This is a genomic window from Mucilaginibacter sp. NFR10, assembly GCF_900100445.1.
Classification (GTDB): Bacteria; Bacteroidota; Bacteroidia; order Sphingobacteriales; family Sphingobacteriaceae; genus Mucilaginibacter; species Mucilaginibacter rubeus.
Window position 1 is genome coordinate 717736 of the sequence record NZ_FMTV01000003.1, and the last position, 17165, is coordinate 734900.

Sequence of the window (17165 nt, forward strand, 5' to 3'; positions counted from 1 at the left end):
GCCCATTACCCTACTTTGGCCTCAATAAATCCAATATAACACCTTTTATAATTATTATGAGAAAACACTCCGTCCTGGCCTGGTCCATGGTCGTGGCCCTTGGTGGCTTCCTTTTCGGGTTTGATACCGCTGTAATATCGGGCGCTGAAAAATCTATCCAGCAATTCTGGCACCTATCCGTAGTGGAGCATGGGTTCACGATTTCTATCGCACTAATAGGAACAGTCATCGGGTCATTGTTAGGAGCCCGGCCTTCAGATCTGTTTGGCCGTAAAAACACGCTTTACTTTGTAGCTGCGGCGTATTTACTATCATCATTGGGCACTGCACTGGCCGATAGCTGGTATGTATTTCTGGTTTTCAGGTTACTGGGCGGTCTTGGTGTTGGTATCTCATCAGTTACAGCACCTATCTATATTTCAGAAGTTTCACCTGCTGACCGCCGGGGCAGGCTGGTGGGCCTGTTTCAGTTTAACGTGGTGCTGGGCATTCTGATATCATATCTGTCCAACTACCTTATCAGCCAGGTTGGCGAAACTTCATGGCGATGGATGCTTGGCGTACAGGCTTTCCCTTCGGCTCTGTTTTTAATACTGATCTACTTTATACCTGAAAGCCCGCGCTGGCTTATTCTTAAAAAGGGCGAAATGGAAAAGGCCCTCGGGATCTTACGGATCATTAATCCGCTTAACTGTGAACAGGAGCTGGCATCTATCAAACACTCAACTTTAAATGATATTGCTTCCGGCGGCAACCTCTTCTCGGGTCAATATAAAACACCTATAATATTAGCTGTGCTGTTCGCCTTTTTCAACCAGGTTTCGGGTATCAATGCTATTATTTATTATGCACCCCGCATATTTGAAATGGCAGGCCTTGGAGCCCATTCATCGTTATTGTCAACAGTGGGCCTTGGGGCAATCAACTTTGTGTTCACCCTTGCTGCTATTAATATTATTGATAAAGTAGGCCGCCGGATCCTGATGCTTATTGGCTCGGTTGGCCTTATCATTTCCCTGTTCCTGGTAGCCTATACCTTTTACTCGGGGCACATGAGTGGCTTTGCCGTTCCCGCTTATATGATGCTGTTCATTGCATTCTTTGCGTTTTCGCAGGGTGCCGTTATCTGGGTATTTATTTCGGAAATATTTCCAAACCAGGTACGTGCCAAGGGCCAAACATTGGGCAGCTCAACCCACTGGATCATGGCTGCATTGATCGCTTTCTCCTTTCCGTATTTCGCCGAAAAGCTTGGCGGCACAATAACATTTTCCTTTTTCGGCACCATGATGATATGCCAGTTAATTTTTGTGTGGAGGTTGATGCCCGAAACCAAAGGCAGATCGCTGGAGCAAATTGAAACTAACATGGTAATGCATTAATCAGGATCAGCTATGATGAACTTACATACAAATACCTTGACACCGGCCGTTTGCTATGGCGAAATACTTTGGGATGTTTTGCCGGATGGCCCTCAACCCGGCGGAGCATTGCTCAATGTATCATACCATCTTAATAAACTGGGCATGCCTGCCAGCCTGGTAAGCAAAATAGGTAATGATGCCGATGGCCAGAAACTTGAAAACCTGCTCGATAACTGGGGCATAAAAAAACACCTGCTGCAAACAGATACCGAACACCCAACCAGCCAGGTGATAGCCAAAATGAATAATGGCAACGAGGTATCCTACGAGATTATTTTTCCTGTAGCCTGGGATTTTATTAATGACAGCGAGCACATCAAAACACAGATCAGGCCTTCAACCTATTTCGTTTTCGGTAGCCTTGCGTCAAGGAACAACGTATCGCGCAACACCTTGTTTGAGCTGCTGGAAAGCGATGCTATCAAAGTATTCGACATTAATTTGAGGCCGCCCTTTATAAGCCGTGACCTGCTGGCCGATCTGCTGCACAAAGCCAACATCGTAAAATTTAACCAGGCCGAGCTTGAGATGGTGCAGGGCCTGTTCAGAGGTTCATTCTGGAAGGAATCGGAACAGATCAAATTTATCCAGGATCATTTTAACGTCCCTGAGATCATAGTTACCAAAGGCGAATTCGGCGCTTCTTATTATAAAGAAGATAAAGCCTATCACATTGCCGGGCGTGAGGTGAAAGTAAGGGATACCATAGGCAGCGGCGATTCCTTTTTAGCGGCATTCATAGCCAACCATTACCGTGGCGAATCACCAGAAATTTTATTAAAAAATGCAATAGCGATGGGCGGTTTTATTGCAACAAAGAAAGGAGGTTGTCCGGATTATAAAATCAAAGAATACCAAGACTTTATAAACAAGATGTTTTAATCAAACCAATTACTCTTAAACAAAAATCAATGAGAAAATTATTACTTATTTGTTCTTTCCTTATACTGCTCATAAGTGAAGGATATGCGCAATCCCGTACCATTACCGGGACTGTGTTAGATAACTCCTCGAAACCTATAGACGGAGTTACTATAGTGGTTGTTGAAACCCAAAAATCAACACTATCAGATGCAAACGGAAAGTTCAGTATCGCCGTAAAAAACGGTCAGTCGGTGCGGTTTTCTTATGTAGGTGCCAAACCAATACTGGTTACTATCACTGCGGATACCAAAACACTTGACGTAGTATTTAAAGACGCGGAAAACAAGCTGAATGAAGTAGTTGTAACCGGTTACACTTCTGAAAGAAAGAAAGATTTAACAGGCGCGGTTGCGGTTGTTGATTTAGCGCCGGTAAAAAACAATAGTTCGGGAAATACCATGCAGGCATTACAGGGCCGGGTTGCGGGTTTATATATTGAAAAAGATGGCTCGGCCAATGGTGCAACCAGCAGGATCCTAATCAGGGGGGCCAATACTTTGGGCAACAATAACCCGCTGTATATTATTGATGGAATCCCGACTACCCGGCCGGAAGTATTTCAAAACCTTTCGCCTTCAAATATTGCATCGGTTCAGGTGCTAAAAGATGCTTCGTCCGAATCAATTTATGGTTCACGCGCGTCTAACGGTGTTGTTATCGTTACCACAAAAAATGGCGGCAACACAGAGGGTAAGGTACAGTTTCAGTTTAATAACAGTACTTCAATCCAGTCCGAAAAATCGTTAAGGTTTAAAATGCTGAACTCGGTTGACAGAGGCAGGGCATTGTGGCAAGCCTCGGTTAATGACGGTCAGGACCCCGCTGCAGGTTATGGCGAGATCTATAACTTTGATTGGAACAATAATTTTGGAAACCCGGTTTTAAACAGCGTTACGCCTAAACCGTTTGTAGGCGGCGACCCCAACACGCCCGCCGGCGATACCGACTGGCAAAGCGTATTATATAAAACAGCCTTTGTTTACAATAATGATTTTACGGCTTCGGTAGGCAACAAAAACTCTTCTATCCAAATAAATTTTGGAAACATCAAAAACACCGGCCTTGTGCGCTTTACCAAATACGGACGTACCACCGGTAGCATTAATGCCATAACGCGGCCTTTTGATGGCAAAGTTACCTTCGGCGTCAATATAAAAATCACCAACTCAAACGAAACCCTTACCACTAACGATCTGGGTGGTGCCTCGACCCCATTTCTGGCAGTTACGCTGGCGCCCACTATCCCCGTTTATCAAAAAGATGGTGTAACCTACGCCGGGGAATCAGGGGCTGGTTATTCTGACAGGAACAACCCACTGCACATGCAGGACCTTGCCAAATGGAATAACGCCAACAGGTTAAACACATTCGGCAACGTATTTTTAGAAGTACAGCCCATTAAGAATTTATACTTCCGGTCAAATTATGGTGCAGATAATGCAGACTACCTGAGCAAGGTAATTACACCAACTTTTTCGGAGGGCGCTTTAAACCGCACTACCAACAGCTTATTTTTTGATCAGAACCATTACCTAAGCACCACGCTTTCTAACACTTTGAGGTACAGCTATGATTTAAATAGCAAGCATCATTTTAAAATATTAGTTGGTACAGAGTATATTAAAACCTTTACTGATTTTCAAACTACCCTGAAACAAGGATACGCTATCCAAACGGAAGACTACTTTACCTTAGATGCCGGCACAGGAAATACTATTGTTACCGGCAGATCAATAGGTAATAGCTTATTTTCGCAATTCGGTCGTTTTGATTACAATTATGCAGGCAAATATTTAGTGTCGGCTACCGTTCGGCGCGACGGTTCATCAAGGTTTGGTACTAATAACCAATATGGTATCTTCCCATCTGCATCTCTCGGCTGGAAAATAGACCAGGAAAATTTCATGAAAAACGGCACCCTTTTTTCTGAACTGAAATTAAGGGCAGGCATAGGCCGCGTAGGTAACCAGGAAATCGGTGACCTGTCACGTTATGCGCTTTACAATACACGCTATGGCACTACCCAAAACCAACTTACGCCAGGCTTTTGGGAGCAATATATGAATGTGGGCACTGCATATTCATTATCCGGCGCTAACACAGGTTCGTTGCCATCGGGCTTTGTTCAAACCCAAGCAGAAAACCCTGCTCTTAAATGGGAAACAACCGACGAATTAAATACCGGGCTGGACTTCGCTATATTAAACGGCAAAATCTCCGGTTCATTTGATTATTTTACCAGGAAAACCACTGGTATCCTGATCACTCCTCCGGTTGCATCCGCACTTGGTGAAGGACAATCTAAAACCGTTAACGGTGCATCAAAAACCAATAGAGGCTGGGAGTTTTTAGTAACCTACCACGGCCAACGGTCAGGAGATTTTAATTACAATGTGACTTTAAACTTCTCTCATTTCAGGGATAAGATCACCGATTTACCGGAGAACGTTAGACCAGCTTACCCGGGCAATATAGACAATACCATCATAGGGCATTCACAGTTTGATATATTTGGTTATAAAACCAATGGACTTTTCCAATCACAGGCCGAAGTTGATGCTGCCCCAACGCAAATCGGCGCCGGTCCTGGCAGGATCCGCTATGTAGACATCAATCACGATGGAAAAATTGATGCCAACGATCAAACATGGATAGGTACTACTTTACCGGCTTTAGAGTACGGCGCAAGAATTGATCTCACCTATAAAAAATTCGACCTCTCCATATTCGGATCAGGTGTTGCCGGCCGAAAGGGGTTTGACGTATATACTCTGTTTAACAATTTGATGCACAGCCGCGAAAACGTTGGCCCCGGCGTATTTGATGGCTGGACACCGCAGCATACCAACACCAATGTACCGGCATTAACGTTAAAAGACAATAACAACGAAGGCCGTACTTCCGATTACTTCATTGTAAACACCTCTTATTTCAAATTAAGGAACCTTCAACTTGGATATACCATTTTACCTAAAGCTGTATTTACCAGGTTAAGGGTGTTTGCCATGGCCGAAAACATCTTTACTGTAAAAAGCAGCAAGTACCTGAGCCCCGATCCTGAGCGGATTGACCTCAACCCTATCCCAATTCCACGGATCTTCAGCTTTGGCGTCAATGCATCATTTTAACGAAAAAAATCATTCAATATGAAATCGAAAATATTAGTAACAACTATTTTATCGGGGCTAATAATTTTTAGTTCCTGTAAAAAAGCATTAGATTATACTCCAAAGGGTGTATTATCTCCTTCAGATTTAAAATCACCGGCCGCCGTTGAAGGTTTGGTAACCGCAGCTTATGCAGCTATCGGGAATGGCGATATGATAGGGCCAATATATAGTGACTGGGCTTATGGCAGCGTCCGTTCAGATGATGCTTATAAAGGTGGCGGCGGCACAGGAGATGTTGGCGAAGTTGACGCTTTGGAACATTACAACCTGGTAACGCCCTCGATGGATTCGTTTGTGTCACGCACCTGGAAAAATTTGTTTAAATCTATCTCAAGGGCAAATGTGGCAATTAGGGCAGTTAACTCCCTTTCGGATGCTGAATTCCCAAACAAAAAGATCCGTTTGGCCGAATTGAGGTTTTTGCGGGCACATAGCTATTTTACCATGAAATTGCTATACAAAAACATCCCTATTTTTGATGAAACCGCAACTCCTGCCGACATTCTGAAGGTTTCAAACACTTTATCAAACGAAGATTCATGGAATAAAATTGCCGATGATTTTCAATATGCAGTTGATAATTTGCCGGCTAAACAATCTGAATTAGCGAGGGCCAATAAAGTAAATGCACAGGCTTATTTAGCTAAATTAAGATTATACCAGGCCTATGAGCAGGATGATAAACACCATGTGATCAATATCAATAAAACAAGGCTACAGGAAGTTGTTACGCTTACACAAGCGGTGATAGCATCTGGCAAATACTCGCTAAGCCCGGATATTGCCGATAACTTTTTACCCGAAACAGAGAACGGGCCCGAATCAGTATTCGCCATACAATTTACTATCAATGATGGTACTACCTCCGGGCGTTTAAATTTTGAAGACGGCTTAAACTATCCGCACGGGGCACCTCAATACGGCTGTTGCGGGTTCCATGCTGCAAGTCAGAATTTAGTTAATGCCTATACAACTGATGCCAATGGTTTACCTAACTTTGATACGTTCAATAACAGCATAGCCGATCTGTCGAAAGTTACTGTCGACACTAGGTTAGACCATACTGTTGGCATTGACGGGCATCCGTACAAATATGATAACACCAAACCATTCAGCAATAGCTGGGTGCGCGACCCGGGAGTTTATGGCAACTTTCATACTATGCGTAACCAGCAGTTAGCTACAAGCGCATCTTATTTTAAACTGGGACCATTTATGGGCTCGGCAAAAAATTATGATATCATCAGGTATGATGACGTTTTATTAATGCAGGCCGAAGCTTATATTGAGTTAGGGCAACAGGCAAGTGCACTGCCATTAATTAATCAAATAAGAAACAGGGCAGCAGCCAGTACAGGGCGACTTAAAAAGCTGGATGGAACTTTCCCTTCATCCTACAATATAAAACCCTATGGCCCGGCAAACTGGACACAGGACTATGCCCGCAAGGCTTTACAATGGGAAAGGCGATTGGAATTTGCTACCGAAGGGGCACGTTTCTTTGATTTAGTTAGATGGGGGATTGCAGAAAAAACTTTAAACGACTACATTAATGTAGAAAAAGTTAGGAGGCCATTTTTAGCAACGGCTAAATTTACCGCTGGAAGAGATGAATACCTCCCGATTCCGCAATCGGAGATTACGTTCACCAACGGTTTATATAAACAAAACCCTGGCTATTAAACTATAATTAACCAACGGAAACCTGGCCTGAATTATTAGGCCGGGATTCCCTTTTTTATACCAGAAGTACCGTAAGTTTTTGCATACCCTGCCAAATATATAACCTATTAAAAGCTTAAATTATGAAAACAAAATGCGGCGCATTTATATTGCCCCTCCTTATTGCCTTAAATTGTATTTGTAAGGCCCAGGATTCCTCCCCAAAACCTTATGCGGATGAACATCGTCCCCAGGCACACTTTTCACCAGCCCAACATTGGATGAATGATCCAAACGGTATGGTTTATTATAACCATACTTATCATTTATTTTTCCAGTATTATCCTAAAGACATTGTATGGGGACCAATGCACTGGGGGCATGCGGAAAGTAAAGACCTAATCCACTGGAAACAGTTACCTATCGCATTGTATCCGGATAGCCTTGGTTATATCTTTTCTGGTAGTGCTGTTGTCGATTCCAATAATACAACCGGTTTTGGTAAAAATGGCAAAATACCCCTGGTGGCCATATTCACCCATCATGACCCTAAAGGAGAAAAAGAGGGTACCGATAAATTTCAAAACCAAAGCCTTGCCTATAGCCTGGATGGCGGCAGCACATGGACTAAATACAGCGGCAACCCGGTTTTGAAAAACCCCGGAGTCCGGGATTTCCGCGACCCCAAAGTGATGTGGTATGCCCCGGAGAAAAAATGGGTAATGACCCTTGCAACGCAAGATCATATCTCCTTCTATTCGGCCCCTGACCTGAAAAACTGGAAAAAAGAAAGCGAGTTCGGCATCAAGGCAGGTGCACACGGTGGCGTATGGGAATGCCCTGATCTGTTCCCACTAAAAATGAACGGAAAAACCTACTGGATCCTGATCGTAAACCTTAACCCCGGCGGGCCTAACGGCGGTTCAGCAACGCAATATTTTGTAGGAAATTTTGACGGGAATAAGTATAGCCCGCTTGATTCAAATACCAGGTGGCTTGACTACGGTCCCGACGAATATGCAGGCATTACCTGGAGCAATACCGGCAGCCGTAAAATATTTTTAGGGTGGATGAGTAACTGGCAATATGCTAATCAGGTGCCCACAAAGGCCTGGCGTAATGCCGTAACCATTCCACGTGAGCTTAGCCTGAAACAAAGCAAAGGCCAAATTTTACTGGTATCCAAACCTGTGGCTGAACTAAAAAACATTGAAGAAAAAACAATTTCGTTAAAGCAGCCCGTGTTTAACAGGTCACTTCTTGATCTTAGTTCAAAAATTAATAAGCTCAAAAGCCGGTACGTTTTAAAATTGAGTTTTGCTACCTTAAAAGATTATAGCATCAGGCTATCAAACACTAAAGGTGAAGAACTGCTTATTGGTTACGACCCTGCCAAAGATGAATACTATATAGATCGTACCAAAGCCGGAAAAATGGATTTCCAAAAGAATTTCTCCGGCCGTTTTACCGCACCGCGGCAAAGCGCTGCTAAAAATTCAGATCTCATTTTAGTAGTCGACAAATCATCAGTAGAGTTATTTGCCGACGGAGGCTTAACCACCATGACTGCAATCTATTTCCCAACCGAAGATTTCAACAACCTTGCAGTTAAAACCACCGGAAAATTAGCCATTAATAATATCAGCATTTCCGGGTTGAAATCTATCTGGAAATAACCGGCGACAGTAAGCTCTGAAAGGTTGTTTTCATCCCGAAAGCAACCTTTTTCATTTCCGGGCATTTCGGGGCACTCTCTCCAATCGCTTTATCGTATCGTTATATTATAATATTAATATATAATAACCCCCATAAATTCCAGTTTTGCCCCCTATCCATGGGATTTTAAGTATGTTAATTTGTGTCACCAATTAACCAGTACTCTCATTAACTATCGAGAGAAGCACACCTATTAACCTAAAAAATCTTTATTATGAAAAATTTAACTTTTGTTTTAATTGCATTTATTGTGATTACATCGTTTTTTGCATGTAGAAAAGATAATGCAGCTACCGCCAACTCCGCCGCAAATACTTCAGCCAGTCATCTTGCAACCAATACGGTATCATGGGTAAATGTTATTCCTTCTATCTCCTTTAGCTCGTACAGCACTTATTGGAATGACCTGTATCCCTGGGGATCTGATCATAATGGATCTGCCCGTATGCGCTCTCAAAATATTTCAGTTTCCGGAGGTGTGCTTACACTAACCAGTGCGCCCAGCGGCAGCGTTGGCAACAGCAATAAAGATCCATATTTACCGATCCATTATTATTCAGGGACAGTTTATGCCAAGACCGTACCTGTAGTAACCGACTCCTGGCCTAAGTGGCATTTTAAAGGTGAATTTCAGTGCGAATCACAAACTGGCACATGGCCTGCCTTTTGGGTTACAGGAGCTGACTCATGGCCACCAGAAAGCGATTTTATGGAATTTAAAGGAAGTGCAACCTGCTGGACAAATACCTACAAAAATGCAAGCGGAGGCTGGTCGAGTGTGGGTACAACTATTTCCAGCCCCGGAAACTGGCACACTTATTCGGTTTATATGACCAAGACGAATGCGACCGACGTGTCCATCGAATACTGGATAGATGGTGTTTTAAAAAGCACCCAAACGGGCGCTAACTTTGTCGGGAAAAACCTGAACATTATTATTGATTACCAAATGGAAGGGTCGTCAGGATCACCCGGTCCTACCGGAACCACTTATATGCGCGCAAGGAATGTAATTGTTGAAAAAAGCGCTACGTTATAGCTTTAACCAAATTATAAGCTTGCTTCTCCGGTACCGGTGATATTTCTGGTTCATTAAAACTAAAAAGGGTATGTATGCGCAAAAGCGAAATACGTGCCCTTTTAGCTATTACTTTCAAAAATAGCCCCATAGATAATTTATAAATAAATTAATCAATACTACAATAACTTTCCCTAATTGCAGATTGAGCGTAGTAATACTATCCATTTTTTTTAAAAGCGGATAATATATCTTAACTTATGCAACAATATCATAATTACCAATTATGTTCCGATTACTCTTTATAGATGACAGTAAACTTGACCATATTATACTGGATAAGCTTATTGCAGGAATTGAAGATTTTAACCCCGTATCACATAGTTACGATGGTGAAGATGCGTTAAAATCATTGATAGATAACCCGGCGGATTGCCCGGATGTTATTTTTCTGGACATTAGAATGCCCAGGTTTGATGGCTGGGATTTCCTTGAAGGCTTTAGGGACTTGTACCCTGCATTGCCGGTTAAACCACTACTCTATGTATTTTCCTCATCCATCGATCCGACAGACCGTGAGCGGGCGCTTAGCTATAGCTATGTCACCGGCTTTTTTAGCAAACCGGTTTCACGACCGGTGCTGGAACAAGTATTAACGGCCTGTATTGAGCGCTCGAAAACATAAGGATGATTACCCATTTCACAGGTGTTCAATTTTTAAAAGTGTGAACACTTTGTATTTTTCGCCAAAAAATAGTGCTAATAATCAACAACTTACATCTGTGTTAAAATACACCAAACCGTGCTTTGAACAAATTATCATTGATAATCAAGCTATTACAAAATAGCATTTCCAAAAGTTGAACAGCTGCTTTTTAAAAAATTGAACACTGACAAGATGTTGTCAGTTCAGTGGCTGGATTATGAGGCAATCTTAAAAGCCACGAGTATCCAGCCCACAATCCCACCGCTACATACCCGCGCCTGAATGGGAATGCGATTCTGCCGGGTGTAGCCGGTTCAGATTATCATAATCATAATAGAATATTGACTTACTTATTTACAACAAAATCCCGGATGAAATCAACATCCGGGATTTGCATGTGCAATACTTTGCAAACGGGCCACAAGCCTCTGGCTTGTGGCAGCGGGGGCAAACGATGGCTACAAAAGGCGTATTCATTCTGCATGGAATGAATTGCTGTATCGCCAACCACAACACCCCGAATAGGGGTGTTTTTTATTTTTATAATAAAACACGACAATGACTCTTTGATACTTCAATGTTCATTTCTCAATGGAAACGCAGCAGCATTACTCCTGCGTTAATAGTATACCCCCTGATGTGTTAATATATCCGGGGGATGCTGCTGACACCTTTGTTCAGATCTTTCAGCTCATTACCATTACCGTCATAGGTTACATTCTCGCCGTACAGGTTGTATTTGGCTGCGCTGCTCGTCGATACGGCCGCACGGAGCCTGTTCAGGTTGCCATACCCGTAATCGTACGTTTTCTTTACCCGTTACAAAAAATCCCGGATGTAGGTTCATCCAGGATTGATTTATTGGCTTTGTCTACCAAAAGTGCTAAAATGTCACGAGTACGCTACCCTTTTGCCCGCGCTGCATACGCGCCAGTTGGGAGATGTTATTTCTTTGAACTCACCAAATGCCATTTTGTAAATATAGGATTCAATAAACCACATTTAGTGCCTCTTTGAATTGACGATTGCTGGTAAGATTTTCGAAAAAACGAAAAAAGTATTAGTGTCCTCGAACCTGATAAAATTTTCGAATGAGTGATACTCCTCATAGTTGCCATCAGAAGGTTCGATATATTTTATTTTATATATTCTAAATGCACCGAATTGGGTATTTCTTGATAACGGGAATGATATTTTATATTTCCTCACATCTCCAGGCTTTAATTCAATGAGAGAAGGTGGTTGAAACTGAAAATAATTTGCTTCAGTTTTCGTGGTCTCAACAGAGTCATATGGCAAGTTTGTTAACTTCTTATTAGTAACGATTGGGTCCGAAAATTTGCTATAGTAATAATAACTCTTAACACTGATTTTTGATTTATTGATACCACTAAAGTAAGCGGTATCCTCAGAATCTGATAATTGTATTGTAAGCCTCGCCGGAACATAATAGCTGTTATGACTAATATTTTGTAGCCTGACGTATATCAAACTATCATTTGATATTGCCCATACTCTGATCTTTCCTGTTCCGACGTTGTAATCATCATGTTGTTCCTTTTTATGGGTGCAATGAAATAATAACAATGACAAAATGCCAATTAATGATTTAGAAATATCTTTATTCAACATGGTTCTTTTCCTCCTTCCTAAGCTTCTTTCCTTGTTCTTTTCTCCCCTTATTTTCATCCTTTATAGCATCTCCCGTATCTTTCCCTAAAATATAAGGAAGTCCATGTCCCAATAACTCGTGCATCAAAACTTCTGCCGCACTACTTTTATATTTATTCCCATCAACATCCTGTATTTCCACGCTTTCTTTTCCTGACAAAGTAATATCTACTTCCTTTTCTATCCGGAATGGTTCTCTTAATATTTTCGTTTCCTTAGTAGTAGCTCCACCTCCTCCATCTTTCTGCGTATCTTTAATATTACCGGAATTGTCCTTATAGCTGTCGCCTATCTGTAATGTTATGACGTCCTTGTGGTCCCCTATTGCAGCAACTAACCTTGAAGTATAATATTTTGATTTCCCTTTTTCGTCACCATTACCTTTGCTTTTTAAATACAGCTGCCCTTTTGAGTTAAAATCAAATTTTCCTGAACTTTGTGAATTTATATAACTCAGAATTTGCTTTCGTTGGCTAACATTTGGTGCAACTATATCACGTCCATCCTCGTCAATAAACTTAAGTGGATTGTCCGCAACATAATCATATGGTGATATTGCCTGGAACTTCTCTGCCAACGGATCTACACTCGTCCACCTCCCAGCGATAGGATCATAGAACCTCGCGCCATAATCGTATAACCCCGTCTCTTCCTGCAACTCCTTATGGTTATAAAGATACTCATTTTTAGGAGATATGGTTTGCTGTGTTGACTGGATGCCATACCCAAATGCATAGTAATCATTCTCCTGGAACAGTTTTGCTGTTTGCTGGCTGCTGTCATTCGGATCAGGTGTCAGGGTCACTCTCGTGTTGCCCAGGTGGTCTTTCAGGTCATACTCATATACATAATTGCTTCCGCTTTTCCTTGCACGTCCTTCTTCTGTCTGGATGAAAGCGATGGTGTTGGTACTGTTGTCATATTCGATCCCGTTTTCATATTCTGTGGTCGTGGTAATGCCACCAGCAACCAGTATTTTCCTCAGCTTATTGCCCGATGCACTGTAGATGTAGGTTACGGTACTTCCATCGGTTTTGGCGATGGTTTGCGGGAGGTTCAGCAGATTGTAGCTGATGCTGCTGATGCCCTTGTTCAAATCTTTCAGTTCATTGCCGTTACCGTCATAGGTATACTCATTCGCTACTTTTACCGGATCCTGGAAACCAAATAACCCGGAATAGGTTGAAGCATCGTCTACCTGGGTTACCTGGTAATGGTTATAGGTATATGTTAACGTGTCGATCTGCTTTCTGCCCTGGGATGGAATGTTATCATACCTGCCCAAGCTGCTAATATTACCCATATTGTCATAGGTCACGTTCTCTCCGTACAGGTTGTCCTTTGGATTACTTGTGTTCGTTGTTGATACTGCTGAAAGCAGCCTGTTCAGGTTATCATACCCGTAATCATAGGTTTGTTTTACCGGCGTTACCGTTGTTCCGCCGATGACAATAGGCGCCGACTTCCATGCCACGGTGGCTATATTGCCGCCGTATTGTTTGGCTGCCGTGGTTGCACCGTCATAGCTCAGCTCTTCGCCAAACTTGTCGTTGGTATCATTGTTGGTCAGCCCGCCGTCGCTGTTCAGGTTCGCATTGTTGATGCTGCTCAGCCAGCCCCTCGGGTTGTACCGGTAATCGATGGTCTGCAGGTAGTTCGTCCCGCTGTTTTTGGAATGCAGCCTTTTGGTTTTTAACTGCGCTACCTCGTTATAATCACTTCGGGTCAATATCACCGAATCCTGCGGCGTTGTACTGCCGCCATCCTGTAACTGGTGAACAGTTCTTAGCTTACGCCCCATGTGGTCATAGGCATAGCTGTTCCGTTCGGTCAGCGTACGTACCCCGGCACTGCCTGCCGCATTTTTCAGGTAATGGTACCGGTATACTTCCGTAGGCTGTTTGGTAAAATTGTATTTGGTCTGGATATCATCATAATTGTACAAACTGAGCGAGGCGTTCCCCCCAACATAATGCTGGCTGAATGTCCGGATCACCTCTCCCTCATTATCATAGTACGGCACGCTCCACAGGTAATCGCCTGTAGTATTCAGTACCAATGTTTTCGAAGCTGTCAGTAGGCCGGTTGTCTGCTTGCTGTACGCGGTGTTGGCCGTTTGGTCATAAGCAGCCGGAAAGCTCGGGATACCCGTATAGCTGTCATAATAGTTTACGCTTAACGTCGTTGTCCATGCTTTGGGCCAGGTGTATGCCGTATAGCCATTACCTGTTGTTACCGGCGTTTCCCATTGCGCGCTGGTGGTGTCCGCTACCGCCTGCAGCACCACGTGATTGTCTGTTCCCGGTGTGCTTCCGGTATGCTGATAAATACCCGTTAGTACCGCCCTGCCCATCGCGTCATACTTGGTGATCATCCACTCCTGGGTAGCTTTCATCCTTTGTACAGAATCCTGCGTGGCTACCAGCTGGTCGAGTTTATTATAAATCATGTATTCCCAGCCTTTCCCCGGGACCTTCTTTTGTACCAGCCTGTTCCTCGCATCATAGCGGTACTGGTAACAGCGGTTATCAAGTGTTGCCTGGGAAATTGCTGTGCCTTGTGCATCCGGGTTTGCACCCGGCGGCAATACAAAGCACAGATTGCCCAGGTCATCATACACATAATAGGTCGAGAGCATCTCTGCTGCCGCTCCCTTGATGTTGTAGGTGCGTTTCAGCACCACATGCCCTTCCTTGTCTTTATACTCCTCCGTGGTATTGAAACAGCCGTCTGAGGACGGCTGCGACTTCCAGTTTTCGTTACGGGTGATCGTCACCGATAACTGGTTAGGCGCATAGGTGACATTGTTGTTTGCCCTGCTTAAGATACGGCTTTGATTGCCGGTCGCACTGATAGCTGCCGTATACAAAGCTGCGATCCTGCTCCCGTTATTCCCTGTTACAGCCATACTAAAAGTACTGGTCTGGTCATTGGTAGTGTACACCACCCTTACCGAATGGCTGTTGCTGCCTGCATCGGGGTTAGTGCCCAGTTGCCATGACGTTCCCGGTGCACCCTGCTCAATCACCCGGTTAAGCGGTGAAGGCTCAAAGCCCGTTTGCGCAAAAGGGAACGAAGTATTCGGCACACCGCTCGTTTGCTGTGTTGCCGAGGTGTTGCCGGGGTTATAGAAATTGGTCAGCGCTCCTGTCAGCGCATCGCTCTTGTAGCTGCCGTCGGTGCTTGTAGCCGCATAGGGCAGGTATTTCATGGCTTCCCTGCCATATTGATCATAGGCGAATGGCTGCACTATATCTTTTTTCAATGGTGAGCCTTTGATCTGTACTGTTTGCAGGGGTCTGCCTAGGCCGTCAAAATATTGTACTGACTGCATCAGCTCGCAGGTCATTCGGCCCGCAAGCATGGCATTGTTTGTCAAACCTTTGGTCAGTGATACCGAGGTCAGGATATAGTTCTGGTTTGCGCTCAACGATATCGTTTGTGGCACGCAGTCCGGAGCTACTATATAAAACTTCAGGCTGCTCCCCGCCGCTGCCGTAAAACTAAAGTTCGGGTTCAGCGTAATGCCCGTATTGTTGTAATATGAACCTGGAGCTGGCGCCGTTGTCAGCGACACCGGCGGCGCCAGGTAGATCTGCGCTGATGCCCGTATACAAAGCGTAAGCAGCAACAGTAAAAGCAGATAAACCGTCTTGCGGCTTTTGTGATCAGCATTTTTCTTCATGCTTTAAGTATTTAGGTGTAATATAGGCCCGGTTATTTCTTTGCTTGCCTTGAAGCAGGCTTGAGCTGTTGCTTCAACAGATTGATCTGTTCCTGGAGCGAAACCAAAAGCTTGTCTTTTTCCTTATCCTTCTGCTCGTTCTCTATCGCGTACAAGGTCAACTCCTCCACTTTCTTCATCAGTAACTTGTTCATCTCGCTGACATTAAGCCCCTTTTTGGTCATTTCCTGTTCTGAAGGGATTTCCGGTAAATGCTGGTTTTGATCGATATATGCTTCGACCTCCGATAACGGTGCCAAGCGATAATCTTTTTTGAACACATAATCACTCCAGCCATTCAGGTCGATCAGCACGGATTTAGAATGTATGGTGCCATTGACATCCAGTTTGTTTTGCGGGTCCGTTTTACCAATACCTACATTTCCAGAGGCATCAATGGTAAGCCTACGGATGTTGCCTGTTACCAGGCTAAAAGAAGGGAGATTGGCATATCCATTACTGCTTTCCAATAGCATCCCACCCATTTTGTCAGATTCACCTGTGGTGCTTTCGCTTGATAATTTAAAAACAAGGCCGATCTGCCGCTGAACAGCATCTACGTTCACGCCTGGATGATTCAGAACTACCAGATCAGCAAAGGTTGCCGGTCCGGTCCCTGTTACTACATTGAATTTGGACGTAACAGATGGAAATAAAGCCGCTGAAGCATTGACTACTGTTGGGGTTGTCGCCCCGATAACCACACTGCCCGCATTATTGGTATATATATTGGTGCCGCTGGTTGTCCATTGCGCAAAAAGATAGTTCGAGATAAAAACGAACAAAATCGTGATTAAGGTTAATTTTTTCATGTGATTGGTTCTAATTTGTTATTGTCCCTGGTAATGGTAATCTGTATGTTTAACGATGTTGCCGTCTTTATCCCTGATGTTTTGCAAACGTCCGAGGCCGTCATATTCGTAGTACGAGGCATTGTTCTTCGGATCTATCGAACCGGTCACGCCGATCAGCGGCGAATAAGTATAGGTGGTCATCTGAGCGCCCTTCGGATATAACCTGAGTTCATCAATATTACCTGTACCTGATACGGCAACTGTCGTCTGCCCGGTAACCTGGTGCTCGTAATAGGTCCACCCGTTAATAGTCCCTCCTTTCAGCGGGTAACCGGCTACGGTACCAGCTATGGTTA

The 17165-nt window shown here is 43.7% G+C and carries 11 protein-coding genes; 7 read left to right on the forward strand and 4 right to left on the reverse strand.

Annotation, left to right across the window (positions count from 1 at the left end; genetic code table 11):
• Positions 1-56: 56 nt before the first annotated feature.
• The 7 genes from BLP33_RS14315 (at position 57) to BLP33_RS14345 (ending at position 10599) form a co-directional block, all read left to right on the forward strand.
• Positions 57-1382 carry a sugar porter family MFS transporter gene (locus BLP33_RS14315; protein WP_090529575.1) on the forward strand — a complete coding sequence of 442 codons (1326 nt, stop codon included), beginning with the start codon at positions 57-59 and terminating at the stop codon, positions 1380-1382.
• A gap of 12 nt (positions 1383-1394) precedes the next feature.
• Complete coding sequence (locus BLP33_RS14320) at positions 1395-2306, forward strand: carbohydrate kinase family protein (RefSeq protein WP_090529578.1); 912 nt, start codon at positions 1395-1397, stop codon at positions 2304-2306.
• Between the two features lie 29 nt (positions 2307-2335).
• The gene (locus BLP33_RS14325; RefSeq protein WP_090529581.1) at positions 2336-5476 is read left to right on the forward strand and encodes a SusC/RagA family TonB-linked outer membrane protein; all 3141 of its coding nucleotides are present in this window, start codon (positions 2336-2338) and stop codon (positions 5474-5476) included.
• A gap of 18 nt (positions 5477-5494) precedes the next feature.
• Positions 5495-7201: a RagB/SusD family nutrient uptake outer membrane protein gene (locus BLP33_RS14330; protein ID WP_090529584.1), complete on the forward strand. Its 1707-nt coding sequence runs from the start codon at positions 5495-5497 to the stop codon at positions 7199-7201.
• A gap of 122 nt (positions 7202-7323) precedes the next feature.
• Positions 7324-8856, forward strand: coding sequence for a glycoside hydrolase family 32 protein (locus BLP33_RS14335; protein WP_090529587.1), 1533 nt, complete (start codon positions 7324-7326; stop codon positions 8854-8856).
• Positions 8857-9110: 254 nt separating this feature from the next.
• Positions 9111-9935, forward strand: coding sequence for a family 16 glycosylhydrolase (locus BLP33_RS14340; protein WP_090529590.1), 825 nt, complete (start codon positions 9111-9113; stop codon positions 9933-9935).
• Positions 9936-10200: 265 nt separating this feature from the next.
• On the forward strand, positions 10201-10599 hold the full coding sequence (locus BLP33_RS14345; RefSeq protein ID WP_090529593.1) for a response regulator: 399 nt from the start codon (positions 10201-10203) through the stop codon (positions 10597-10599).
• Positions 10600-11622: 1023 nt separating this feature from the next.
• On the opposite strand, the gene BLP33_RS14355 is transcribed toward BLP33_RS14345, so the two are convergent.
• The 4 genes from BLP33_RS14355 to BLP33_RS14370 all read right to left on the reverse strand — a co-directional run.
• Positions 11623-12309 (reverse strand): hypothetical protein, encoded by a 687-nt coding sequence (locus BLP33_RS14355; protein ID WP_139159993.1) that lies wholly within the window; start codon positions 12307-12309, stop codon positions 11623-11625.
• A complete protein-coding gene (locus tag BLP33_RS14360; RefSeq protein WP_090529602.1) occupies positions 12242-15976 on the reverse strand; it encodes a DUF6443 domain-containing protein in 3735 nt (1244 codons plus the stop codon). Before BLP33_RS14360 ends, BLP33_RS14355 begins: the two co-directional genes overlap by 68 nt.
• 32 nt (positions 15977-16008) lie before the next feature.
• A complete protein-coding gene (locus BLP33_RS14365) occupies positions 16009-16827 on the reverse strand; it encodes a hypothetical protein (protein WP_090529605.1) in 819 nt (272 codons plus the stop codon).
• Between the two features lie 18 nt (positions 16828-16845).
• The coding region (locus BLP33_RS14370) for a hypothetical protein (protein ID WP_139159994.1) at positions 16846-17165 on the reverse strand (320 nt) is incomplete at its 5' end.

Coding starts and splice junctions, on each gene's coding strand:
- BLP33_RS14315 (WP_090529575.1), top strand. CDS start 57: ATGAGAAAACACTCCGTCCTGGCCTGGTCCATGGTCGTGGCCCTTGGT.
- BLP33_RS14320 (WP_090529578.1), top strand. CDS start 1,395: ATGATGAACTTACATACAAATACCTTGACACCGGCCGTTTGCTATGGC.
- BLP33_RS14325 (WP_090529581.1), top strand. CDS start 2,336: ATGAGAAAATTATTACTTATTTGTTCTTTCCTTATACTGCTCATAAGT.
- BLP33_RS14330 (WP_090529584.1), top strand. CDS start 5,495: ATGAAATCGAAAATATTAGTAACAACTATTTTATCGGGGCTAATAATT.
- BLP33_RS14335 (WP_090529587.1), top strand. CDS start 7,324: ATGAAAACAAAATGCGGCGCATTTATATTGCCCCTCCTTATTGCCTTA.
- BLP33_RS14340 (WP_090529590.1), top strand. CDS start 9,111: ATGAAAAATTTAACTTTTGTTTTAATTGCATTTATTGTGATTACATCG.
- BLP33_RS14345 (WP_090529593.1), top strand. CDS start 10,201: ATGTTCCGATTACTCTTTATAGATGACAGTAAACTTGACCATATTATA.
- BLP33_RS14355 (WP_139159993.1), bottom strand. CDS start 12,309: ATGAAAATAAGGGGAGAAAAGAACAAGGAAAGAAGCTTAGGAAGGAGG.
- BLP33_RS14360 (WP_090529602.1), bottom strand. CDS start 15,976: ATGAAGAAAAATGCTGATCACAAAAGCCGCAAGACGGTTTATCTGCTT.
- BLP33_RS14365 (WP_090529605.1), bottom strand. CDS start 16,827: ATGAAAAAATTAACCTTAATCACGATTTTGTTCGTTTTTATCTCGAAC.